General features: G+C 70.8%; 15 protein-coding genes. 5 read left to right on the forward strand and 10 right to left on the reverse strand.

The features are described from left to right. Positions 1-43: 43 nt before the first annotated feature. From ACFVVO_RS28985 to ACFVVO_RS29015, 7 genes are all read right to left on the reverse strand, one after another. Complete coding sequence (locus ACFVVO_RS28985) at positions 44-1192, reverse strand: aldose epimerase family protein (RefSeq protein WP_390058761.1); 1149 nt, start codon at positions 1190-1192, stop codon at positions 44-46. Positions 1193-1250: 58 nt separating this feature from the next. After that, positions 1251-2495, reverse strand: a complete 1245-nt coding sequence (gene mmsB, locus ACFVVO_RS28990; RefSeq protein ID WP_390058762.1) for a multiple monosaccharide ABC transporter permease — start codon at positions 2493-2495, stop codon at positions 1251-1253. After that, positions 2492-4051 (reverse strand): multiple monosaccharide ABC transporter ATP-binding protein, encoded by a 1560-nt coding sequence (gene mmsA / locus ACFVVO_RS28995; RefSeq protein ID WP_390058763.1) that lies wholly within the window; start codon positions 4049-4051, stop codon positions 2492-2494. The genes mmsB and mmsA overlap by 4 nt, the downstream gene beginning before the upstream one ends. Positions 4052-4085: 34 nt before the next feature. After that, positions 4086-5195 (reverse strand): multiple monosaccharide ABC transporter substrate-binding protein, encoded by a 1110-nt coding sequence (chvE, locus tag ACFVVO_RS29000; protein ID WP_390058765.1) that lies wholly within the window; start codon positions 5193-5195, stop codon positions 4086-4088. A gap of 131 nt (positions 5196-5326) precedes the next feature. Further along, a complete protein-coding gene (locus ACFVVO_RS29005; RefSeq protein ID WP_390058766.1) occupies positions 5327-6304 on the reverse strand; it encodes a hypothetical protein in 978 nt (325 codons plus the stop codon). Positions 6305-6424: 120 nt separating this feature from the next. Then, a complete protein-coding gene (locus ACFVVO_RS29010) occupies positions 6425-7438 on the reverse strand; it encodes a zinc-binding dehydrogenase (RefSeq protein ID WP_390058768.1) in 1014 nt (337 codons plus the stop codon). Then, positions 7435-8592: a mandelate racemase/muconate lactonizing enzyme family protein gene (locus ACFVVO_RS29015; RefSeq protein ID WP_390058769.1), complete on the reverse strand. Its 1158-nt coding sequence runs from the start codon at positions 8590-8592 to the stop codon at positions 7435-7437. Before ACFVVO_RS29015 ends, ACFVVO_RS29010 begins: the two co-directional genes overlap by 4 nt. A gap of 202 nt (positions 8593-8794) precedes the next feature. Here ACFVVO_RS29015 and ACFVVO_RS29020 point away from each other — a divergent pair, with 202 nt between their 5' ends. Next, on the forward strand, positions 8795-9931 hold the full coding sequence (locus ACFVVO_RS29020; protein WP_390058770.1) for a hypothetical protein: 1137 nt from the start codon (positions 8795-8797) through the stop codon (positions 9929-9931). Between the two features lie 142 nt (positions 9932-10073). Further along, positions 10074-11234 (forward strand): serine hydrolase domain-containing protein, encoded by a 1161-nt coding sequence (locus ACFVVO_RS29025; protein ID WP_390058772.1) that lies wholly within the window; start codon positions 10074-10076, stop codon positions 11232-11234. A 65-nt stretch (positions 11235-11299) separates the two neighbouring features. Here ACFVVO_RS29025 and ACFVVO_RS29030 read toward each other — a convergent pair whose 3' ends face one another. Together ACFVVO_RS29030 and ACFVVO_RS29035 are read right to left on the reverse strand one after the other, a co-directional pair. Then, on the reverse strand, positions 11300-11722 hold the full coding sequence (locus ACFVVO_RS29030; RefSeq protein WP_390059094.1) for an organic hydroperoxide resistance protein: 423 nt from the start codon (positions 11720-11722) through the stop codon (positions 11300-11302). Between the two features lie 97 nt (positions 11723-11819). Then, positions 11820-12818, reverse strand: a complete 999-nt coding sequence (locus ACFVVO_RS29035) for an NADP-dependent oxidoreductase (protein ID WP_390058773.1) — start codon at positions 12816-12818, stop codon at positions 11820-11822. Between the two features lie 87 nt (positions 12819-12905). Between ACFVVO_RS29035 and ACFVVO_RS29040 the strand changes: the two genes are divergently transcribed. From ACFVVO_RS29040 to ACFVVO_RS29050, 3 genes are read left to right on the forward strand one after another with little or no spacing between them, the layout of a single operon-like run. Continuing rightward, positions 12906-13343 carry a MarR family transcriptional regulator gene (locus ACFVVO_RS29040; protein ID WP_390058775.1) on the forward strand — a complete coding sequence of 146 codons (438 nt, stop codon included), beginning with the start codon at positions 12906-12908 and terminating at the stop codon, positions 13341-13343. A gap of 20 nt (positions 13344-13363) precedes the next feature. Then, the gene (locus tag ACFVVO_RS29045; RefSeq protein WP_390058777.1) at positions 13364-14155 is read left to right on the forward strand and encodes an EI24 domain-containing protein; all 792 of its coding nucleotides are present in this window, start codon (positions 13364-13366) and stop codon (positions 14153-14155) included. Between the two features lie 49 nt (positions 14156-14204). After that, the gene (locus tag ACFVVO_RS29050; protein ID WP_390058778.1) at positions 14205-14537 is read left to right on the forward strand and encodes a YrdB family protein; all 333 of its coding nucleotides are present in this window, start codon (positions 14205-14207) and stop codon (positions 14535-14537) included. 167 nt (positions 14538-14704) lie between these two features. Here the strand turns inward: ACFVVO_RS29050 and ACFVVO_RS29055 are convergent, their stop codons facing one another. Next, entirely contained in the window at positions 14705-15676 is a 972-nt protein-coding gene (locus tag ACFVVO_RS29055) for an aldose epimerase family protein (protein WP_390058779.1), read from the reverse strand. Between the last annotated feature and the right edge of the window lie 14 nt (positions 15677-15690).

Raw genomic sequence — 15690 nt, forward strand, 5'->3', positions numbered from 1 at the left:
CAACTCGCCGGTGCTGTGAGCCGGTTCACGCCCGGCGCGATCCTCACGCCCCGAACGTGTGCACCGTGGTCGTCCGGTACGTCTGCCCGGGCCGGAGCACGGTCGACGGGAAGGCGGCGTGGTTCGGGGCGTCCGGGAAGTGCTGGGTCTCCAGGCACAGCGCGTCGCCCTGGCGGTAGGTGCGGCCGCCGGTGCCCGTCAGGGTGCCGTCGAGGAAGTTGCCGGAGTAGAACTGCAGGCCAGGCTGGTCGGTGGCGATCCGCAGGGTGCGGCCGGAGCGCGGGTCGCGGAGCGTGGCGATGTGCTCGGGCCGCGCCGTGACGCCCTTGTCCAGCACCCAGTTGTGGTCGTAGCCCTTGGCCAGCACCTGCTGCTCGTGGCCGGCCCGGATGTCCCGGCCGATCGGCTTGGCGCGGCGGAAGTCGAACGGGGTGCCCGCGACCCCCGCCAGCTCACCGGTCGGGATCAGACCCGAGTCGGTGGGGGTGTACCGGGCGGCGGCGATCGTGAGCTCGTGGTCCTCGATCGTGCCGCTGCCCTCACCGGCCAGGTTCCAGTAGACGTGGCTGGTGAGGTTGACGACGGTGGCCCGGTCGGTTGTGGCCTCGTAGCCGACGCGCCACTCGCCGCGCCGGGTGAGGGTGTACGTCACCTTCGACCGGAGGGTGCCCGGGTAGCCCATCTCGCCGTCGACGCTCGTGTAGTACAGGCGCAGGCCGACGTCGGAGCCGTCGGTGAACGGCTCCACGTCCCACACCCGCTTGTCGAAGCCCTTGGCGCCGCCGTGCAGGCTGTTCACGCCGTCGTTGACGGAGAGCTGGTAGCTCTTGCCGTCGAGGGTGAACCGCCCCTTGCCGATGCGGTTGCCGTAGCGGCCGATCAGCGCGCCGAAGTACGGGCTCTTCGCCACGTAGTCGTCGATGTCGTCGAAGCCCGCGACCACGTTGGCGTGCCGGCCGCGGGCGTCCGGGACCTCCAGGGTCTGGACGACGCCGCCGTACGACAGCACCTTCATCCGGATGCCGCCGTTCTCCAGCGACCAGCGGTACACCTTGGTGCCGTCCGCGAGTCTGCCGAAGGGCTCCCTCGCCGGCTTGTGGCCCGCGGCAGCCTGCGCGGTGCCCCCGAGGGTGGTGGCGGCGATGCCCGCCGCCGCTGCTCCTGCAATGACCGTACGTCTGTTCAGTTCCACTTGCGGCTCCCGTGAAAGGAAGGGGCCCCGCCGGATCACCGGCAGGGCCCGAGCTGACTTACGAACCGGACTTGCGCTTGTTCCACACGTCGAACCCGACCGCCACCAGCAGGGCCAGGCCCTTGATGACCTGCTGCCAGTCGGTGCCGACGCTCAGGAGGTTCATGCCGTTGTTCAGCACGCCGAGGACGAGACCGCCGATGATGGCGCCGAGGACGGTGCCGACACCGCCGCTCATGGACGCGCCGCCGATGAACGAGGAGGCGATCGCCTCGAGTTCGAAGTTGACGCCCGCCTTCGGCGAGGCCGCGTTCAGCCGGGCGGCGACCACCAGACCCGCCAGGGCCGCGAGCACGCCCATGTTCAGGAAGACAAGGAAGGTGACCTTCTTGTCCTTGACGCCGGACAGCTTGGCCGCCGGCAGGTTGCCGCCGATCGCGTAGATGTGACGGCCGAAGACCGCGTTGCGCATGACGTAGCCGTAGCCCACGACCAGCGCGCCGAGGATGATCAGCACGATCGGGGCGCCCTTGTAGCTGGCGAGCAGCAGGGTGAGCACCAGGATCGCGGCGACCAGGGCGGTCAGCTTGAGCAGGAACAGCCGGGTGGGCAGCACCTCCAGCGCGAACTCCTGCTGGCGGCGCCGGTCCCGGACCTCCTGCCACACCACGGCCGCGATCAGGACGAGACCGAGCAGCAGGGTGAGGTTGTGGTAGTTGGTGTTTGGGCCGGTCTCCGGCAGGAAGCCGTTGCCGAGCTTCTGCAGCCCGTCGGGGAACGGGCCGAGGGTCTGGCCCTCGAGCAGGATCTCCGTCAGACCGCGGAAGAGCAGCATCCCGGCGAGCGTGACGATGAACGAGGGTATGCCGAGATAGGCGATGAGGTAGCCCTGGACCGAGCCGGCCGCCGCGCCCACCAGCAGGCACAGCACCAGCGCGATCGGCCAGGAGACACCGTGCTGGACGGTCAGCACCGCCGCGAAGGCGCCGACGAACGCGGTCAGCGAGCCGACCGACAGATCGATGTGCCCGGCGATGATCACCAGCATCATGCCGATCGCGAGGACCAGGATGTAGCTGTTCTGCAGCACCAGGTTGGAGACGTTGCGGGGCAGCAGCAGGTCCCCGTCCGTCCAGACGGCGAAGAGGACCACGATCAGGCCGAGCGCGATCAGCATGCCGTACTGGCGCATGTTGCGGCGCAGGCCGTCCAGCATCACCTGGAGCAGCCCCTTGCCGGCGGCCGATCCGCTCCCGCCCGGTGGCGCGGGGGCCGGGCTCTTGGCGGTCACATCCGTGCTCATCGCGTCACCTCTTGGTCCTGCGTGTCTTTCGTCATATGGCGCATCAGTACTTCCTGCGTGGCCTCGGCCCGCGGCACCTCACCGGTCAGCCGCCCGGCGGCCATCGTGTAGATGCGGTCGCACATGCCGAGCAGTTCGGGCAGCTCGGAGGAGATGAAGACCACCGCCTTGCCCTGGGCGGCGAGCTGGTCGATCACCGTGTAGATCTCGTACTTGGCGCCCACGTCGATGCCGCGGGTCGGTTCGTCGAGGATCAGCACATCGGGGCCGGCGAAGATCCACTTGCTGAGGACGACCTTCTGCTGGTTGCCGCCCGACAGCTTGCCCACCGGCTCGAACACGGTCGGTGCCTTGATGTTCATGGTCCTGCGGAAGCCCTCGGAGACCTTCCGCTCCTCGTGCTCGTCGACGATGCCCCGCCTGGCCACCTTGTTCAGGGCGGTCAGCGAGATGTTGCGGTTGATGGTGTCGATGAGGTTGAGGCCGTAGTGCTTGCGGTCCTCGGTGACGTACGCGATCCCGTGCCCGACCGCCTCCGCGACGGACTTGGTCCGGATCTCCCTGCCGTCCTTCAGGACCGTGCCGCCCGCGTACCGGCCGTAGGCGCGCCCGAAGACGCTCATCGCCAGTTCGGTGCGGCCGGCGCCCATCAGGCCCGCGATGCCGACGATCTCTCCGCGGCGCACCTGGAGCGAGACGTCGTCCACGACCTTGCGCTGCTGGTCGATGGGGTGGTGCACGGTCCAGCCGCGGATCTCCAGCGCCGGTGCCGCGCCCTCCTCCGGATGGTGCGGGGTGCGTTCCGGGAAGCGGTGGTCGAGGTCGCGGCCGACCATCCCCGCGATGATCCGCTCCTCGGTGGTCTCCGGCGCCTTCACGTCCAGCGTCTCGATGGACCGGCCGTCCCGGATGATCGTCACCGAGTCGGCGACCCGGCGGATCTCGTTGAGCTTGTGGGAGATGATGATCGAGGTGATGCCCTGCTTCTTCAACTCCAGGATGAGATCGAGGAGTTTGCCGCTGTCCTCGTCGTTCAGCGCGGCGGTCGGCTCATCCAGGATGAGCAGCTTCACCTGCTTCGACAGCGCCTTGGCGATCTCCACCAGCTGCTGCTTGCCGACGCCGATGTCGGCGACCCGGGTCTCCGGGTGCTCGTCCAGCCCCACCCGGCGCAGCAGCTCGGTGGCGTGCCGCAGGGTCTCGTTCCAGTTGATGAGCCCGCGCCTGGCGTGCTCGTTGCCGAGGAAGAGGTTCTCCGCGATGGAGAGGTACGGCACCAGCGCCAGCTCCTGGTGGATGATGACGATGCCGTGCTGCTCGCTGGCCCGGATGTCCTTGAACTGACAGACCTCCGACTCGAAGAGGACGTCTCCCTCGTAACTGCCGTACGGGTGTACGCCGGAGAGCACCTTCATCAGGGTCGACTTGCCGGCGCCGTTCTCCCCGCAGATGGCGTGGACCTCGCCCTGCCGGACGGTCAGGGTGACGTCCGACAGCGCCTTGACGCCGGGAAAGGTCTTGACGATCGAGCGCATTTCCAGGACGGGTCCCGCCATGGTCGTGCCTTCCAATCCGTAGGTAGCGGGCGGGTTACTTCAGCTCGGACTCGGTGTAGTAACCGCCGTCGACCAGGACCTGCTTGTAGTTGGACTTGTCGACGCTGACCGGCTGGAGCAGGTAGGCGGGCACGACCTTGCTGCCGTTGTCGTAGGTCTTGGTGTCGTTGACCTGCGGCTTCTTGCCCTGCAGGACGTCGTCGACCATGGTGGCCGCGACCTTGGCGAGCTGCCGGGTGTCCTTGTAGACGGTCTGCGTCTGCTGGCCGGAGATGATCGATTTCACCGAGGCCAGCTCGGCGTCCTGGCCGGTGACGACGGGCAGCGCCTTGCTGCCGGAGCCGTAGCCGTCCGACTTCAGCGCGGACAGGATGCCGATGGAGATGCCGTCGTAGGGCGAGAGGACCGCGTCGACCCGGCCGCTCTTGTAGGCGGAGGTGAGGATGTCCTCCATGCGCTTCTGCGCGGTGGTGCCGTCCCAGCGCAGGGTGGTCACCTGGTTGATCTTGGTCTGCCCGGACTTGACGACCAGTTGCTTCTTGTCGATGTACGGCTGGAGCACGCTCATCGCGCCGCCGAAGAAGTACTTGGTGTTGTTGTCGTCGTTGGACCCGGCGAACAGCTCGAGGTTGAACGGGCCCTTCTTGCCCTTGCTCAGCCCGAGTCGGTCCACGATGTACTGGCCCTGCAGCTTGCCGACCTTCTCGTTGTCGAACGAGGCGTAGTAGTCGACGTTCTTGCTGCCGAGGATCAGACGGTCGTAGGCGATGACCGGGATGTCCGCGTCCGCGGCCTCCTGGAGCACGTTGTTCAGCGACTTGTTGTCGATCGCCGCGACGATCAGGCCCTTCACGCCCTGCGTGATGAGGTTCTCGATCTGCGAGACCTGGGTCTCCGGGTTGTCCTCGCCGTAGACCAGCTTGGTCTTGTAGCCCTTGGCCTGGAGGTTCTTCTCGACGTTCTTGCCGTCGGCGATCCAGCGCTCGGAGGACTTGGTCGGCATCGCGATGCCGATCGTGCCGCCCTTGGCGTCCCCGCCCTTGTCGTCGCTGCCGCCCTCACTGCTCTGGCCGCAGGCGGTCAGGGCGAGGGCGAGCGAGGCGGCACCGGCTATGGCGGTGAGTGCGCTTCTACGAGTGCGCATGGTGATCGGTCCCTGTTCTTCTCGGCGTTGAGTGGTGAGCGAGGTCGGTCGAAGCGCCCCGAGGGGGCGCGGGGAACTGCGCGGCCGGCCACAGCCGGCCCGCGGCCGCGGACGGCGCGCAGCTTCTGGCTTCACCCCGCGGAGCGCTCCGTGGGGAAGCGGTGCAGCGTCCCGGGCAGCCGGGAGCCGAGCGGCGCCATGTCGCCGTCCGCGCCGTGCCGGGCGAGCAGGTCCAGGGCGAGCCGGCCGCGCCGCACCCGCTCCCGGGCGGTGTCCAGGGTCACGTCCCGCAGATGGGTGCCCCACGGGTAGATGCCGGGAGCCTTGGACAGGCCGAACTTCAGGTAGAGCGGTGCGCCGCGCCGGATCAGCTCGGCGACCTCGTACATCCGCACATAGCCGCCGAGGTCGTCGGGGGCCTCGATGTACATGTCCATGGGGGCGCCGGAGACCCGGCGGATCTCGGTGAGGTGGTCCAGCGTCAGATCGCTGGGCACGTTGACGGAATCGGCGCCGAGCCGCTCGTAGACCGCGTACGAGGCCGGGTTGACCGGGCCGATCAGCGCGGAGACCTTCAGGGTGGTGTCGGCCGGGATGATCCCGGCCGTGCGCGCCCGGTGCAGGGTCCACAGCACGCCCTCGTCGGCGACCAGCAGGCACTTGACGCCCAGCTCGGTGGCGCGGACGGCGTCCTCGACACAGCCGGCGACGGCGTCGTGGCCCCGGGCGCGCAGTCCGGCCCCCCGCGAGTCGGAGCGCACCGAGCCACCGATGTCCCAGGTGCCGCGCGGGCCGGTGAACAGGCAGAGCTCGATGTCCCGTTCGGCGGCCGCCTCGACCATCTCGGTGATCTCGGCGTCGGTGAGCATCCACACGCCGCTGCCCTGGCTGATCCGGTGGATCGGCACATCGAGGCGCGAGGCCTCCTTCAGCACGACCGTCAGCGCTTCTGGACCCTCGCACGAGGGGATCTCGGTGCGCCAGCGGCCGCCGCCCGGGAAGCCGTGGGCGGAGGTGTCGGCGGGGTCGAGGGCGGGCGCGTCCAGGCCGAGTGCGGCGAGCACCTGCTCGCCGGGCCTGCGGACTGCCGGAGCGGAAGCGTCGGTCACTAGCTGTCCTTCGTGTTCGGTATTTCGGACAAGGTTCGCGGCTCGGGGCATGAAAAAGGCCGTAGGCCTTGCGGTACGCCGGCCGGGGCGCCGTCGGGTCACATCCCGACCGGCGTACGGTCAGGGACGGAGCAGCACCTTGCCCACCTTCGGATCACCGGCCCCCACCAGCTCGATGGCCTGCGGGAACTCGGTCAGCGGCAGCTCGTGGGTGACCAGGGGCAGTGGGTCGAGCAGCCCGGCGCCGAAGACCCGCACGGCGTGCGCCCAGGCGTCTGGGGGCGCCCCGAAGACGCTGTGCACCTCGAGCTGCCGTACGACCAGATCGGTCGGGTCGAGCCCGTCCGCGCCCGGCGCCGGGATGCCCGTCAGGACCAGCCGTCCGCCGCGCCTGAGCAGCGCGGCCGCGGTGCGCGCGGCGGACGCGGAGCCGGCGGTCTCGATCACGACGTCGAAGTCGCCGGGCAACCGCTGGTCCCTGAGTCGGAAGTCGCTCGCCCCGAACCGCCGGGACAGTGCCTCCCGGTCGTTCCTGGTGCCCACGACCAGCAGCTCCGCCGGCGAGACGGCCTTGAGGAACTGCACCGCGAACATCCCGAGCGTGCCCGTGCCGACCACCGCGACCCGCTCGCCCGGCAGGGCCCGGGCCTTCAGCGCGGCGGCCGCGATGCAGGCGGCCGGCTCCAGCAGGGCGGCGGCGGTGAGGTCGGCGCCGTCCGGCAGCGGGTGCAGCAGCCGGGCCGGCAGGGTGAGGGTGGCCGCCATGGCGCCCGGCCGGGTGAACCCGGTCTCCTCGTACCCGGCCGTGCACAGCGTGGTCTCGCCCGCGTGGCAGCGGTCGCACACCTGGCAGTTGCGGAAGCCCTCACCGACGACCTTGCGCCCGACCAGGCCGTCCGGCACCCCGGCGCCCACCGCCCGCACGGTCCCGGACCACTCGTGGCCGGGCGTGAGCGGGTAACGGACGTATCCCTCGGGCCGGTTGCCCTGGTACACCTCGCGGTCGCTGCCGCAGATGCCCACCGCGTGCACCGCGACCAGTGCCTCGCCGGGACCGGGCTGCCGGGGCGTGTGCTCCTCGACCCGGTGGACGCCCGGCGCCTCGATCAGGACCTGCGAACCCGGCGAGGTCACTTCGTGTCCTTCGGCTTGCGCTGCTCCCAGCCCTCGGCCCACAGGTCGAACCGGGCCTGCTGCTGCGGGAACTCGGCGGCCGCGTCGGTGTCCAGCTCGACGCCGAGACCGGGCCTGTCGGAGAGGTGGAAGTAGCCGTCCACGACCTCCGGGGCGCCCTTGACCACCTTCTTGATGTCCGCGTCGGCGAAGTCGTTGAAGTGCTCCAGGATCTTGAAGTTCGGCGAGGTGAAGCCGACCTGGAGCGAGGCGGCGGTCAGCACGGACCCGCCCACGTTGTGCGGGGCGACGAGCATGTAGTGGGTCTCGGCGGTGGCGGCGAGCTTCCGGGTCTCCCAGATGCCGCCGATGTGGCCGACGTCGGGCTGGATGATGTCGGCGCACTGGCTGTCGAAGAGCTCGCGGAACTCGATGCGGTCGTGGATGCGCTCACCGGTGGCGACCGGGATGTCCACCTTGGCGGCCACCTTCTCCAGCGCCTTCAGGTTCTCCGGCGGGCACGGCTCCTCGAGCCAGGCCGGCTTGAAGGGTGCCATCTCCTTCGCCAGCCGGACGGCGGTGGCGGGGGAGAAGCGGCCGTGCATCTCCAGCATCAGCTCGGCGTCCGGTCCGATGGCGTCCCGCACGGCCTCGATGAGGGAGACCGCGTACAGGGTCTGCTCGTGGTCCAGTTCGAAGTGCCCGGTGCCGAAGGGGTCGATCTTCAGCGCCTTGTAGCCGCGCTCCGTGACCCCCTGGGCGGCCTTGTGGTACGCCTCCGGCGTCCGCTCGGTGGTGTACCAGCCGTTGGCGTACGCCTTGACCCTGTCGGTGACCTTGCCGCCCAGCAGCTGCCACACCGGCACGCCGAGCGCCTTGCCCTTGATGTCCCAGCAGGCCATCTCGACGACCGCGATACCGGACATGACGATCTCGCCGGCCCGCCCGTAGTCGCCGTACTTCATCCGCCGCACGAGGTCCTCGACGGCGAACGGGTCCGATCCGAGAATGTGGTTGGCCTCGGCCTCGCGCAGATAGCCGATCAGCGCGTCGGTGTGGCCGAGCATCCGGGTCTCGCCGACTCCCGTGAGCCCCTCGTCGGTGTGCACCTGGACGTAGGTCAGGTTGCGCCATGGTGTCCCGACCACGTGCGTGCTGATTCCGGTGATGCGCACGGCAGTTGCCCCTCAGACTGTTCGAGATTTCGTCACTCGTTCGAAATGCTGGCGTGACAGTAAGGACGGTGCGGCAGGGGTGTCAATGGGTCGAACAGGTAACAGTTTCGACATGACTTTCGAGAACCTTTTCGGTCCCGCACGAAACCTTCACAGAGGTGCCTGGTTACGTGACCGGCGGGGAATCTAGTCTTCCGGCGTCATGGACTTCTGCCACCCGTGCCAACGGCACCTCAACGGCGCCCTGGCCTGCCCGGGATGTGGCGCACCGGCCCAGCCTTCCGCCCCGCGCGCGGACGCGTACGTCGCGCCCGGGTACGCGGGCGCGGTGGCAGGTCCGTACGGCCAGGAGGCCCACACCGGCGCCCCGGCGGGGCACGCGTACGCCGGTCAGGGCGGGTATCCCGCGCCCTACGCGGCCGAGCACTCCGGCGGTTTCACCCACCCGGGCGCGACGCAGGCCGTGCGCGTGCCGCAGCAGTCCGGCGCCGCGGCGGTACCGGACGCGTACACGTACGAGGGCGGGGCCGAGCACCACGCGGGCGTCGACGGGCAGGTGGCCGCGGGCGACCACAGCGGGCACGGTGGCCGGGGCGACGCGTACGACGCCTACGCGGACCACGCGGACCACGCGGACCACGGTGACGACCGCGACGACCACCGTGACGAGGACGAGGCCCACGACCGGGACGAGTACAGCGCCCAGGAAGGCCATGACGAGCCCGTGGGCCGTGCCGCCCGGCGCCAGTCGCGGGGCCGGGGCCGGGGCCGCGGGGGAGCAGGGGGCGGCGAGACCACCGGCGACCCTGGCGCCACCGACGCCAGCCGCCGGGACCGCAAGGCCGCCGCGCACCGGCGCCGCCGACGCCGTACGGTGCTGATCGCCACGGGGCTCGTGCTGGCCGCCGGCGGGCTGAGCATCGCCGAACTCGGCACGGACGCTCCCTTCGCGCCCTTCACCGGCGGCGACACCTCGGCGTCGGCCGGGGACACCTCGGCCGACGACGACAGCGCCTCCGGGTCCCCGGACCGCTCGGCGGCCCCCGCCGACGGCACCTCCGCCCGTACGGCGGCACCGAGCGCCTCCTCGTCCACCGACCCGTCGGCCTCGGCGTCCGCGTCCGAGTCCCCGAAGGACAAGCCCTCCAAGTCCCCCGCCGCCGGCGACGACGCGGAGCAGTCCGCCACCTCGGGCGCGGGCACGACGACCGCGGCCCCGCCGGCCCAGCCCTCGTCCCAGCCCGCCGCCACCCCGACGGCCGGCCCGACGACCTCGGACCCGACACCCACCGCGTCCCCGACGAGGACGTGCAACCGGTTCCTGTGGTGGTGCACGTAGGACCGGAGAAACCGGGCCGCGCTCGACACGGTTGAGTCGAACGGGTACACCTCGCCGTACCGATCCCAGGAACGCCCGGTGGTGGAGAGGGCGTTGTGTACAAGCGGGAGCGACGCGCGAGCGCCTCGGTCGAGGAGAGCGGATGACGCAGGGAACCACCGTGCACGGCACGGTCGCCGAGGGCTACGAGGCGGTGCGCGAGGAGTTCGCCGCCTTCGTGGCGGAGGAACGGGACGACTACGAGGGCCAGTTGTGCGCCCATGTGCACGGCAGGCGGGTCGTCGACCTGTGGGCGGGTGAGGACGCCGACGGTGACTCGCTGTACGGCGTGTTCTCGTCCACCAAGGGCGCCGCGCACCTCGTCGTGGCCCTGCTGGTGCAGGACGGCACGCTGGAGCTGGACCGCAGGGTCACCTACTACTGGCCGGAGTTCGGGGTCGAGGGCAAGGGCGCGCTGACCCTGCGCGAGCTGCTCGCGCACCGGGCCGGTCTGATCGGCACCGACACCGGGTTCAGCGCGGCCGAGCTGGCCGACGACCGGGCACTGGCCGAACGCCTCGCCGACCAGCGGCCGTTCTGGCGGCCGGGCACGGCCTTCGGCTACCACGCCCTGGTGATCGGCGCGCTCACCGGCGAGGTCGTCCGCCGCGCCACCGGCCGTACGCTCCAGGAGGTCTACGAGGAGCGGGTGCGAGCCCCCTACGGACTGGACTTCCACCTCGGCCTGCCGGCCACCCGCGAGAGCCGCTTCCGCACCACCCTGCCGATGCTGCCCACCCCCGAGCAGCAGGCGGTGCTCGACGCGCTGCCGAGCGGACCGCACACCCTCGGCTCGATCGCCTTCAACCGGCACGCGGCCGAGCCGACCGACCTGGAGTCGCTGCCGAACGAGCGCGCGGTCCGGGCCCGGGGCCCGGCGTCGGTGGGGGGTGTCGCCTCGGCGCGCGGTCTGGCCGGGATGTACGCGGCGATGATCAGCGAGGTCGACGGCAAGGCACCGCTGCTGAAGCAGGACACGGTCGCGGAGTTCGGGCAGCCGCACTCCACGGGGTACGACCTGGTGGCCCGGGCCCACAAGTCGTACGGCCTCGGCTTCCAGGACACGGCCGACACCTGGCACCCCTTCCTGGGCGCCGGCGCGATCGGCCACAGCGGCGCCGCCGGCTCCCAGGCCTTCGCCGATCCCCGCAGCGGCCTCGCCTACGGCTACACCAGGCGCCGGTTCGCGTTCCCGGGCGGCTCGGCCGCGGAGAACGACCGGCTGGCGGCGGCCGTCCACCGGGCGGCGCCGGCAGCCGGATGACACGGCGTACGACGGCGGCCGCATCCCACGTCCAAGGATGCGGCCGCCGTCCTACGCAACGACCGTTACCGGGCCGGCGTCACGGTGATGTCGCCGCGCGTCGCCTTCGAGTAGGGGCACACCTGGTGCGCCTTCTCGATCAGTACCCGCGCGGTGGCCTCGTCGACGTTCGGGATGTTCGCGGAGATCTCCACGACGATCCCGAAGCCGTCCTCGTTCCGGCCGATCCCGACCTTGGCGGTGACGGTCGAACCGGAGACGTCGGCGCCCTCCTGCCGGGCGACCACGCCGAGCGCGCCCCGGAAGCAGGCGCTGTACCCGGCGGCGAACAGCTGCTCCGGGTTGGTGCCGGCGCCGCTGCCGCCCATCTCCTTCGGCGGGTTCACGACGACGTCGAGCTTCCCGTCGTCGGTGGCGACACGGCCGTCGCGGCCGTTCTCGGCGGTGGCGACGGCCGTGTACAGGACGTCGGACTGCTGAATGGGTATGCGGTTGTCTTCCTCCTCGGTCCGCCGCGACTCGCGCCCACGATCGACGGCGGATTTCGGAATGAAGTTACCGCATGCCGGAAAGTCCGGGCCAGGGTCAGAGCTTGACGATCATCTTCCCGGTGTTGTCGCCGCGCAGGACCCCGAGGAACGCCTCCAGGTTGTTCTCGATGCCCTCGACCACGGTCTCGCGGTACTTCAGCGCGCCCGAGGCGACCCAGGGACCGACCTCCTGGACGAACTGCGGCTGCAGGTCGTAGTGGTCGCCCACCAGGAAACCCTCGATTCGGCCGCGGGTCTGGATGAGACGGGCCAGGTTGCGCGGGCCGGGGGCGGGCTCGGTGTTGTTGTAGACGGAGATCATGCCGCAGACGGCGATCCGGCCGCCCTGGTTCAGCGACCCGATGGCGGCCTCCAGGTGCTCGCCGCCGACGTTGTCGAAGTACACGTCGATCCCGTCGGGGGCGGCCGCGCGCAGCTGCTCGCTCACCGGGCCGTCCTTGTAGTTGAAGGCGGCGTCGAAGCCGTACTCCTCCGTCAGCAGCCGGACCTTCTCGGCGGAGCCCGCCGAGCCGATGACCCGCGAGGCGCCCTTGAGCTTCGCGATCTGCCCGACCTGGCTGCCGACCGCGCCCGCCGCGCCGGACACGAAGACGACGTCGCCCTCCTTGAGGGAGGCGGTGCGCAGCAGGCCCGCGTACGCGGTCAGACCCGTCATGCCGAGCACGCCGAGGTACGTCGACAGCGGGGCGGCCTGGGGGTCGACCTTGACGGCGTTCTTCGCGTCCACGGCCGCGTACTCGCGCCAGCCGAAGAAGTGCAGGACGTGGTCGCCGACCGCGATGCCCTCGGCGTTGGAGGCGACGACCTCACCGACCGCGCCGCCCTGCATGACCTTGTCCAGCTCGAACGGGGCGGCGTACGACTTGGCCGCCGACATCCTGCCGCGCATGTACGGGTCCACGGAGAGGTACTCGTTCCGCACCAGCACCTGGCCCTCGCCGGGGGTCGGGACGGGCGTCTCGACCAGGGCGAAGTCCTCGGGCTTCGGCCAGCCGACCGGACGGCTGAGAAGGTGCCACTCGCGGTTGATCATGGGGTCGCCTTTCATTTACTTCAGTACCTGAAACAACAATGAACCTGAATATTTCATGATGTCAAGTAACCCGGTATCCTGAGCGGCATGGCCACACCACCGAATGCCCGCCGTCCCGACGAGCTCACCATGGAGGTCGTCGAGCTGATCGGGGACGTCGTGGCCCGCTTCTACGCGGACTACGAGGAGGCGGCGGCCGCCCACGCGCTGACCGGCCCGCAGGCACGCCTGCTCAGCCTGCTGTCGCTGGAGCCGCTGCCGATGCGCAAGCTCGCGCACAAGCTGAAGTGCGAGCCCTCGAACGTGACCGGGATAGTCGACCGCCTGGAGTCCCGGGGCCTGGCGGAGCGCCGCCCCGACCCGGCGGACCGCCGGGTGAAGCTGGCCGCCGCCACCGACGAGGGCCGCAGGGTCGCCCGGGACCTGCGCGAGGGCCTGCGCTTCGCGCGTGAGCCCCTCGCCGGGCTCTCCGCCGAGGAGCGGCGGTCCCTGCGGGACCTGCTGCGGCGGATGCTGGCCGCCTGAGTCCCAGTAAAGTCTTCGCCATGCGCGATCTCGGGGTGGGTTTCGGTTATCTCGTGGCGGGCCAGCGCTGGGTGGCCCGGCACGGCCGCCAGTTCGGCTTCGGCCTGCTGCCGGGCCTGATCACGCTGGTCCTCTACGCGGCGGCGCTGGTCGTGCTCGCCGTGTGGGGCGAGGACGGGGTCGCCTGGGCCACCCCGTTCGCGGACGACTGGGGGAGCCCCTGGCAGGGCCTCTTCCGCGGCTTCCTGACGGCCGTCCTGTTCGCCCTGGGCCTGCTGCTGGCCGTCCTCACCTTCACGGCCCTCACCCTGCTGATCGGCCAGCCCTTCTACGACAGCCTCTCGCAGAAGGTCGACCAGGACGTCTCGCCCGACGGCACGGCACCCGAGTCGGGCCTCCCGCTCTGGCGCGAGCTGTGGATCTCGGCCCGGGACAGCCTGCGGATCCTGGTCCGGGCCCTGCTGTGGGGCGTGCTGCTCTTCGCCGCCGGCTTCCTGCCCCTCGTCGGCCAGACGGTCGTCCCGGTGATCGGCTTCTTCGTCACCGGGTTCTTCCTCACCGAGGAACTGACCGCCATCGCCCTCCAGCGCCGGGGCGTGGACCTGCGCGCCCGCCTCACCCTGCTCCGCTCCCGCAAGACCCTGGTCTGGGGCTTCGGCACCCCGCTCGGCCTGGCCTTCCTGCTCCCGTTCGTCGCGGTCTTCCTGATGCCGGGCGCGGTGGCCGGCGCCACCCTCCTCACCCGCGACCTCCTGGACGAGGAATCCACCGACCAGACCCCCACCGAAGCGAACGAACCGATCCCTTCGTGAACCCCGCCCGCCCTGTCGCCCCGCGGACCGCCGGGCGATACTGCCGGGCGTGAAGACGGCGAAGGCCCTGAATCCGGTCGTCCTCTTCCTCCTGGAGCTGTCCGTCCTCGGGGCCGTCCTGTACTGGGGCGTCACCCATGGCGGCGCCGGCGGCTTCCTCGTCGGCGTCTGCGGGATGGGGCTGCTCGCCGAGTTGTGGGGGCTGTTCGCGTCGCCGAGGGCGAGGTTCCAACTCCGCGGCACGGCCCGCGCCGTCTTCGAACTGCTCTGGTTCGGCGCGGGGGTCGCCGCGCTGTACGCCACCGGGGCCCACGCCTGGGCGGTGGCCCTCGCCCTGGTGCGCGTGGCGAGCAAGTGCCTGGCCCACGCCTGGAAGGCGTGACGCGGCTGAGGCGTGGCCGTTTGTGAAGGGTTCGTACGGGATCGCTGTGAGGGGGCTCATCGCGGGTCCCGGGGTGGGCGGGGCGTTTAACGTCGGGACCGGGACAAGTCCCCCGTGGGCAGCCCCGGTCCGGAAACCTGACCTCCGGACCGGGGCTCGTCCCTTTCTCAGCGCGCCGAGAAGCCGTACACCGTCTCGGACCGGAACACCTCGCCCGGCCGCAGCACGGTGCCCGGGAAGTCCGGGTGGTTGGGGGAGTCGGGGAAGTGCTGGGTCTCCAGGGCGATCCCCTCGCCGGGGGAGAAGGGCGCGGCCAGATGGTCGGCGGTGTAGAGCTGCAGCCCGGGCTCGGTGGTGGCCACCGTGAGCACCCGTCCGGACACCGGGTCGTGCAGCTCGGCCACCTCCTCGGCGGCGTGTGTCACGCCCTTGTCCAGCACGAAGTTGTGGTCGTAGCCGGAACCGACCTCGCGGACCGCGCGGAAGTCGAAGCGGGAACCGGTCACGTCCTGGAGAACCCCGGTGGGGATCAGGTCCGCGTCCACCGGGGTGACCCGGGAGGCGGCGAGTCGCAGTTCGTGACCGCCCGTATGACCTGAACCGCCCAGGTTCCAGTACGAGTGATTGGTGGGGTTGAGGACGGTCGGCGCGTCCGTCACGGCCTCGTAGGCGATCCGCAGCGCCCCGGAGCCGTCCAGTGTGTACGTCACGGACACCTCCAGCCGGCCCGGGAAGCCCTCCTCGCCGTCCGGACTCACCCGGCGCAGCCGGACGCCGTCCCCGGCCGGCTCCGCCTCCCACACCCGCTTGTCGAACCCGCGGTTCCCGCCGTGCAGGCAGTTGGGCCCGTCGTTCACCGGCAGCGCGTACGTACGGCCGTCCAGCGCGAAGCGCCCGCCCGCGATCCGGTTGGCGTACCGGCCCACCAGGGCGCCGAGGTAGGGCTCCGGGTGCTCCAGATAGCCCTCCACCCCGGGAAACCCCAGCACCACGTCCGCCGTACGCCCGTCCCGGTCCGGAACCTCGACCGACTGCACGATCCCGCCGTACGACAGCACCCGCACCCGCACCCCGGCCCGCTCCAGCGTCCAGCGGTGCACCGGCGCGCCGTCGGGAAGTGTGCAGAAAAGTTCGCTCATGTGGGAAACCCTAG

The sequence above is a fragment of the Streptomyces sp. NPDC058145 genome (assembly GCF_042884245.1).
In the GTDB taxonomy this organism is placed as follows: domain Bacteria; phylum Actinomycetota; class Actinomycetes; order Streptomycetales; family Streptomycetaceae; genus Streptomyces.

Bases quoted from the DNA above. Each gene is read 5' to 3' on its own strand.
- mmsB (WP_390058762.1), bottom strand. From the start codon at position 2,495: ATGAGCACGGATGTGACCGCCAAGAGCCCGGCCCCCGCGCCACCGGGC.
- mmsA (WP_390058763.1), bottom strand. From the start codon at position 4,051: ATGGCGGGACCCGTCCTGGAAATGCGCTCGATCGTCAAGACCTTTCCC.
- chvE (WP_390058765.1), bottom strand. From the start codon at position 5,195: ATGCGCACTCGTAGAAGCGCACTCACCGCCATAGCCGGTGCCGCCTCG.
- ACFVVO_RS29020 (WP_390058770.1), top strand. From the start codon at position 8,795: ATGGACTTCTGCCACCCGTGCCAACGGCACCTCAACGGCGCCCTGGCC.
- ACFVVO_RS29025 (WP_390058772.1), top strand. From the start codon at position 10,074: ATGACGCAGGGAACCACCGTGCACGGCACGGTCGCCGAGGGCTACGAG.
- ACFVVO_RS29035 (WP_390058773.1), bottom strand. From the start codon at position 12,818: ATGATCAACCGCGAGTGGCACCTTCTCAGCCGTCCGGTCGGCTGGCCG.
- ACFVVO_RS29040 (WP_390058775.1), top strand. From the start codon at position 12,906: ATGGCCACACCACCGAATGCCCGCCGTCCCGACGAGCTCACCATGGAG.
- ACFVVO_RS29045 (WP_390058777.1), top strand. From the start codon at position 13,364: ATGCGCGATCTCGGGGTGGGTTTCGGTTATCTCGTGGCGGGCCAGCGC.
- ACFVVO_RS29055 (WP_390058779.1), bottom strand. From the start codon at position 15,676: ATGAGCGAACTTTTCTGCACACTTCCCGACGGCGCGCCGGTGCACCGC.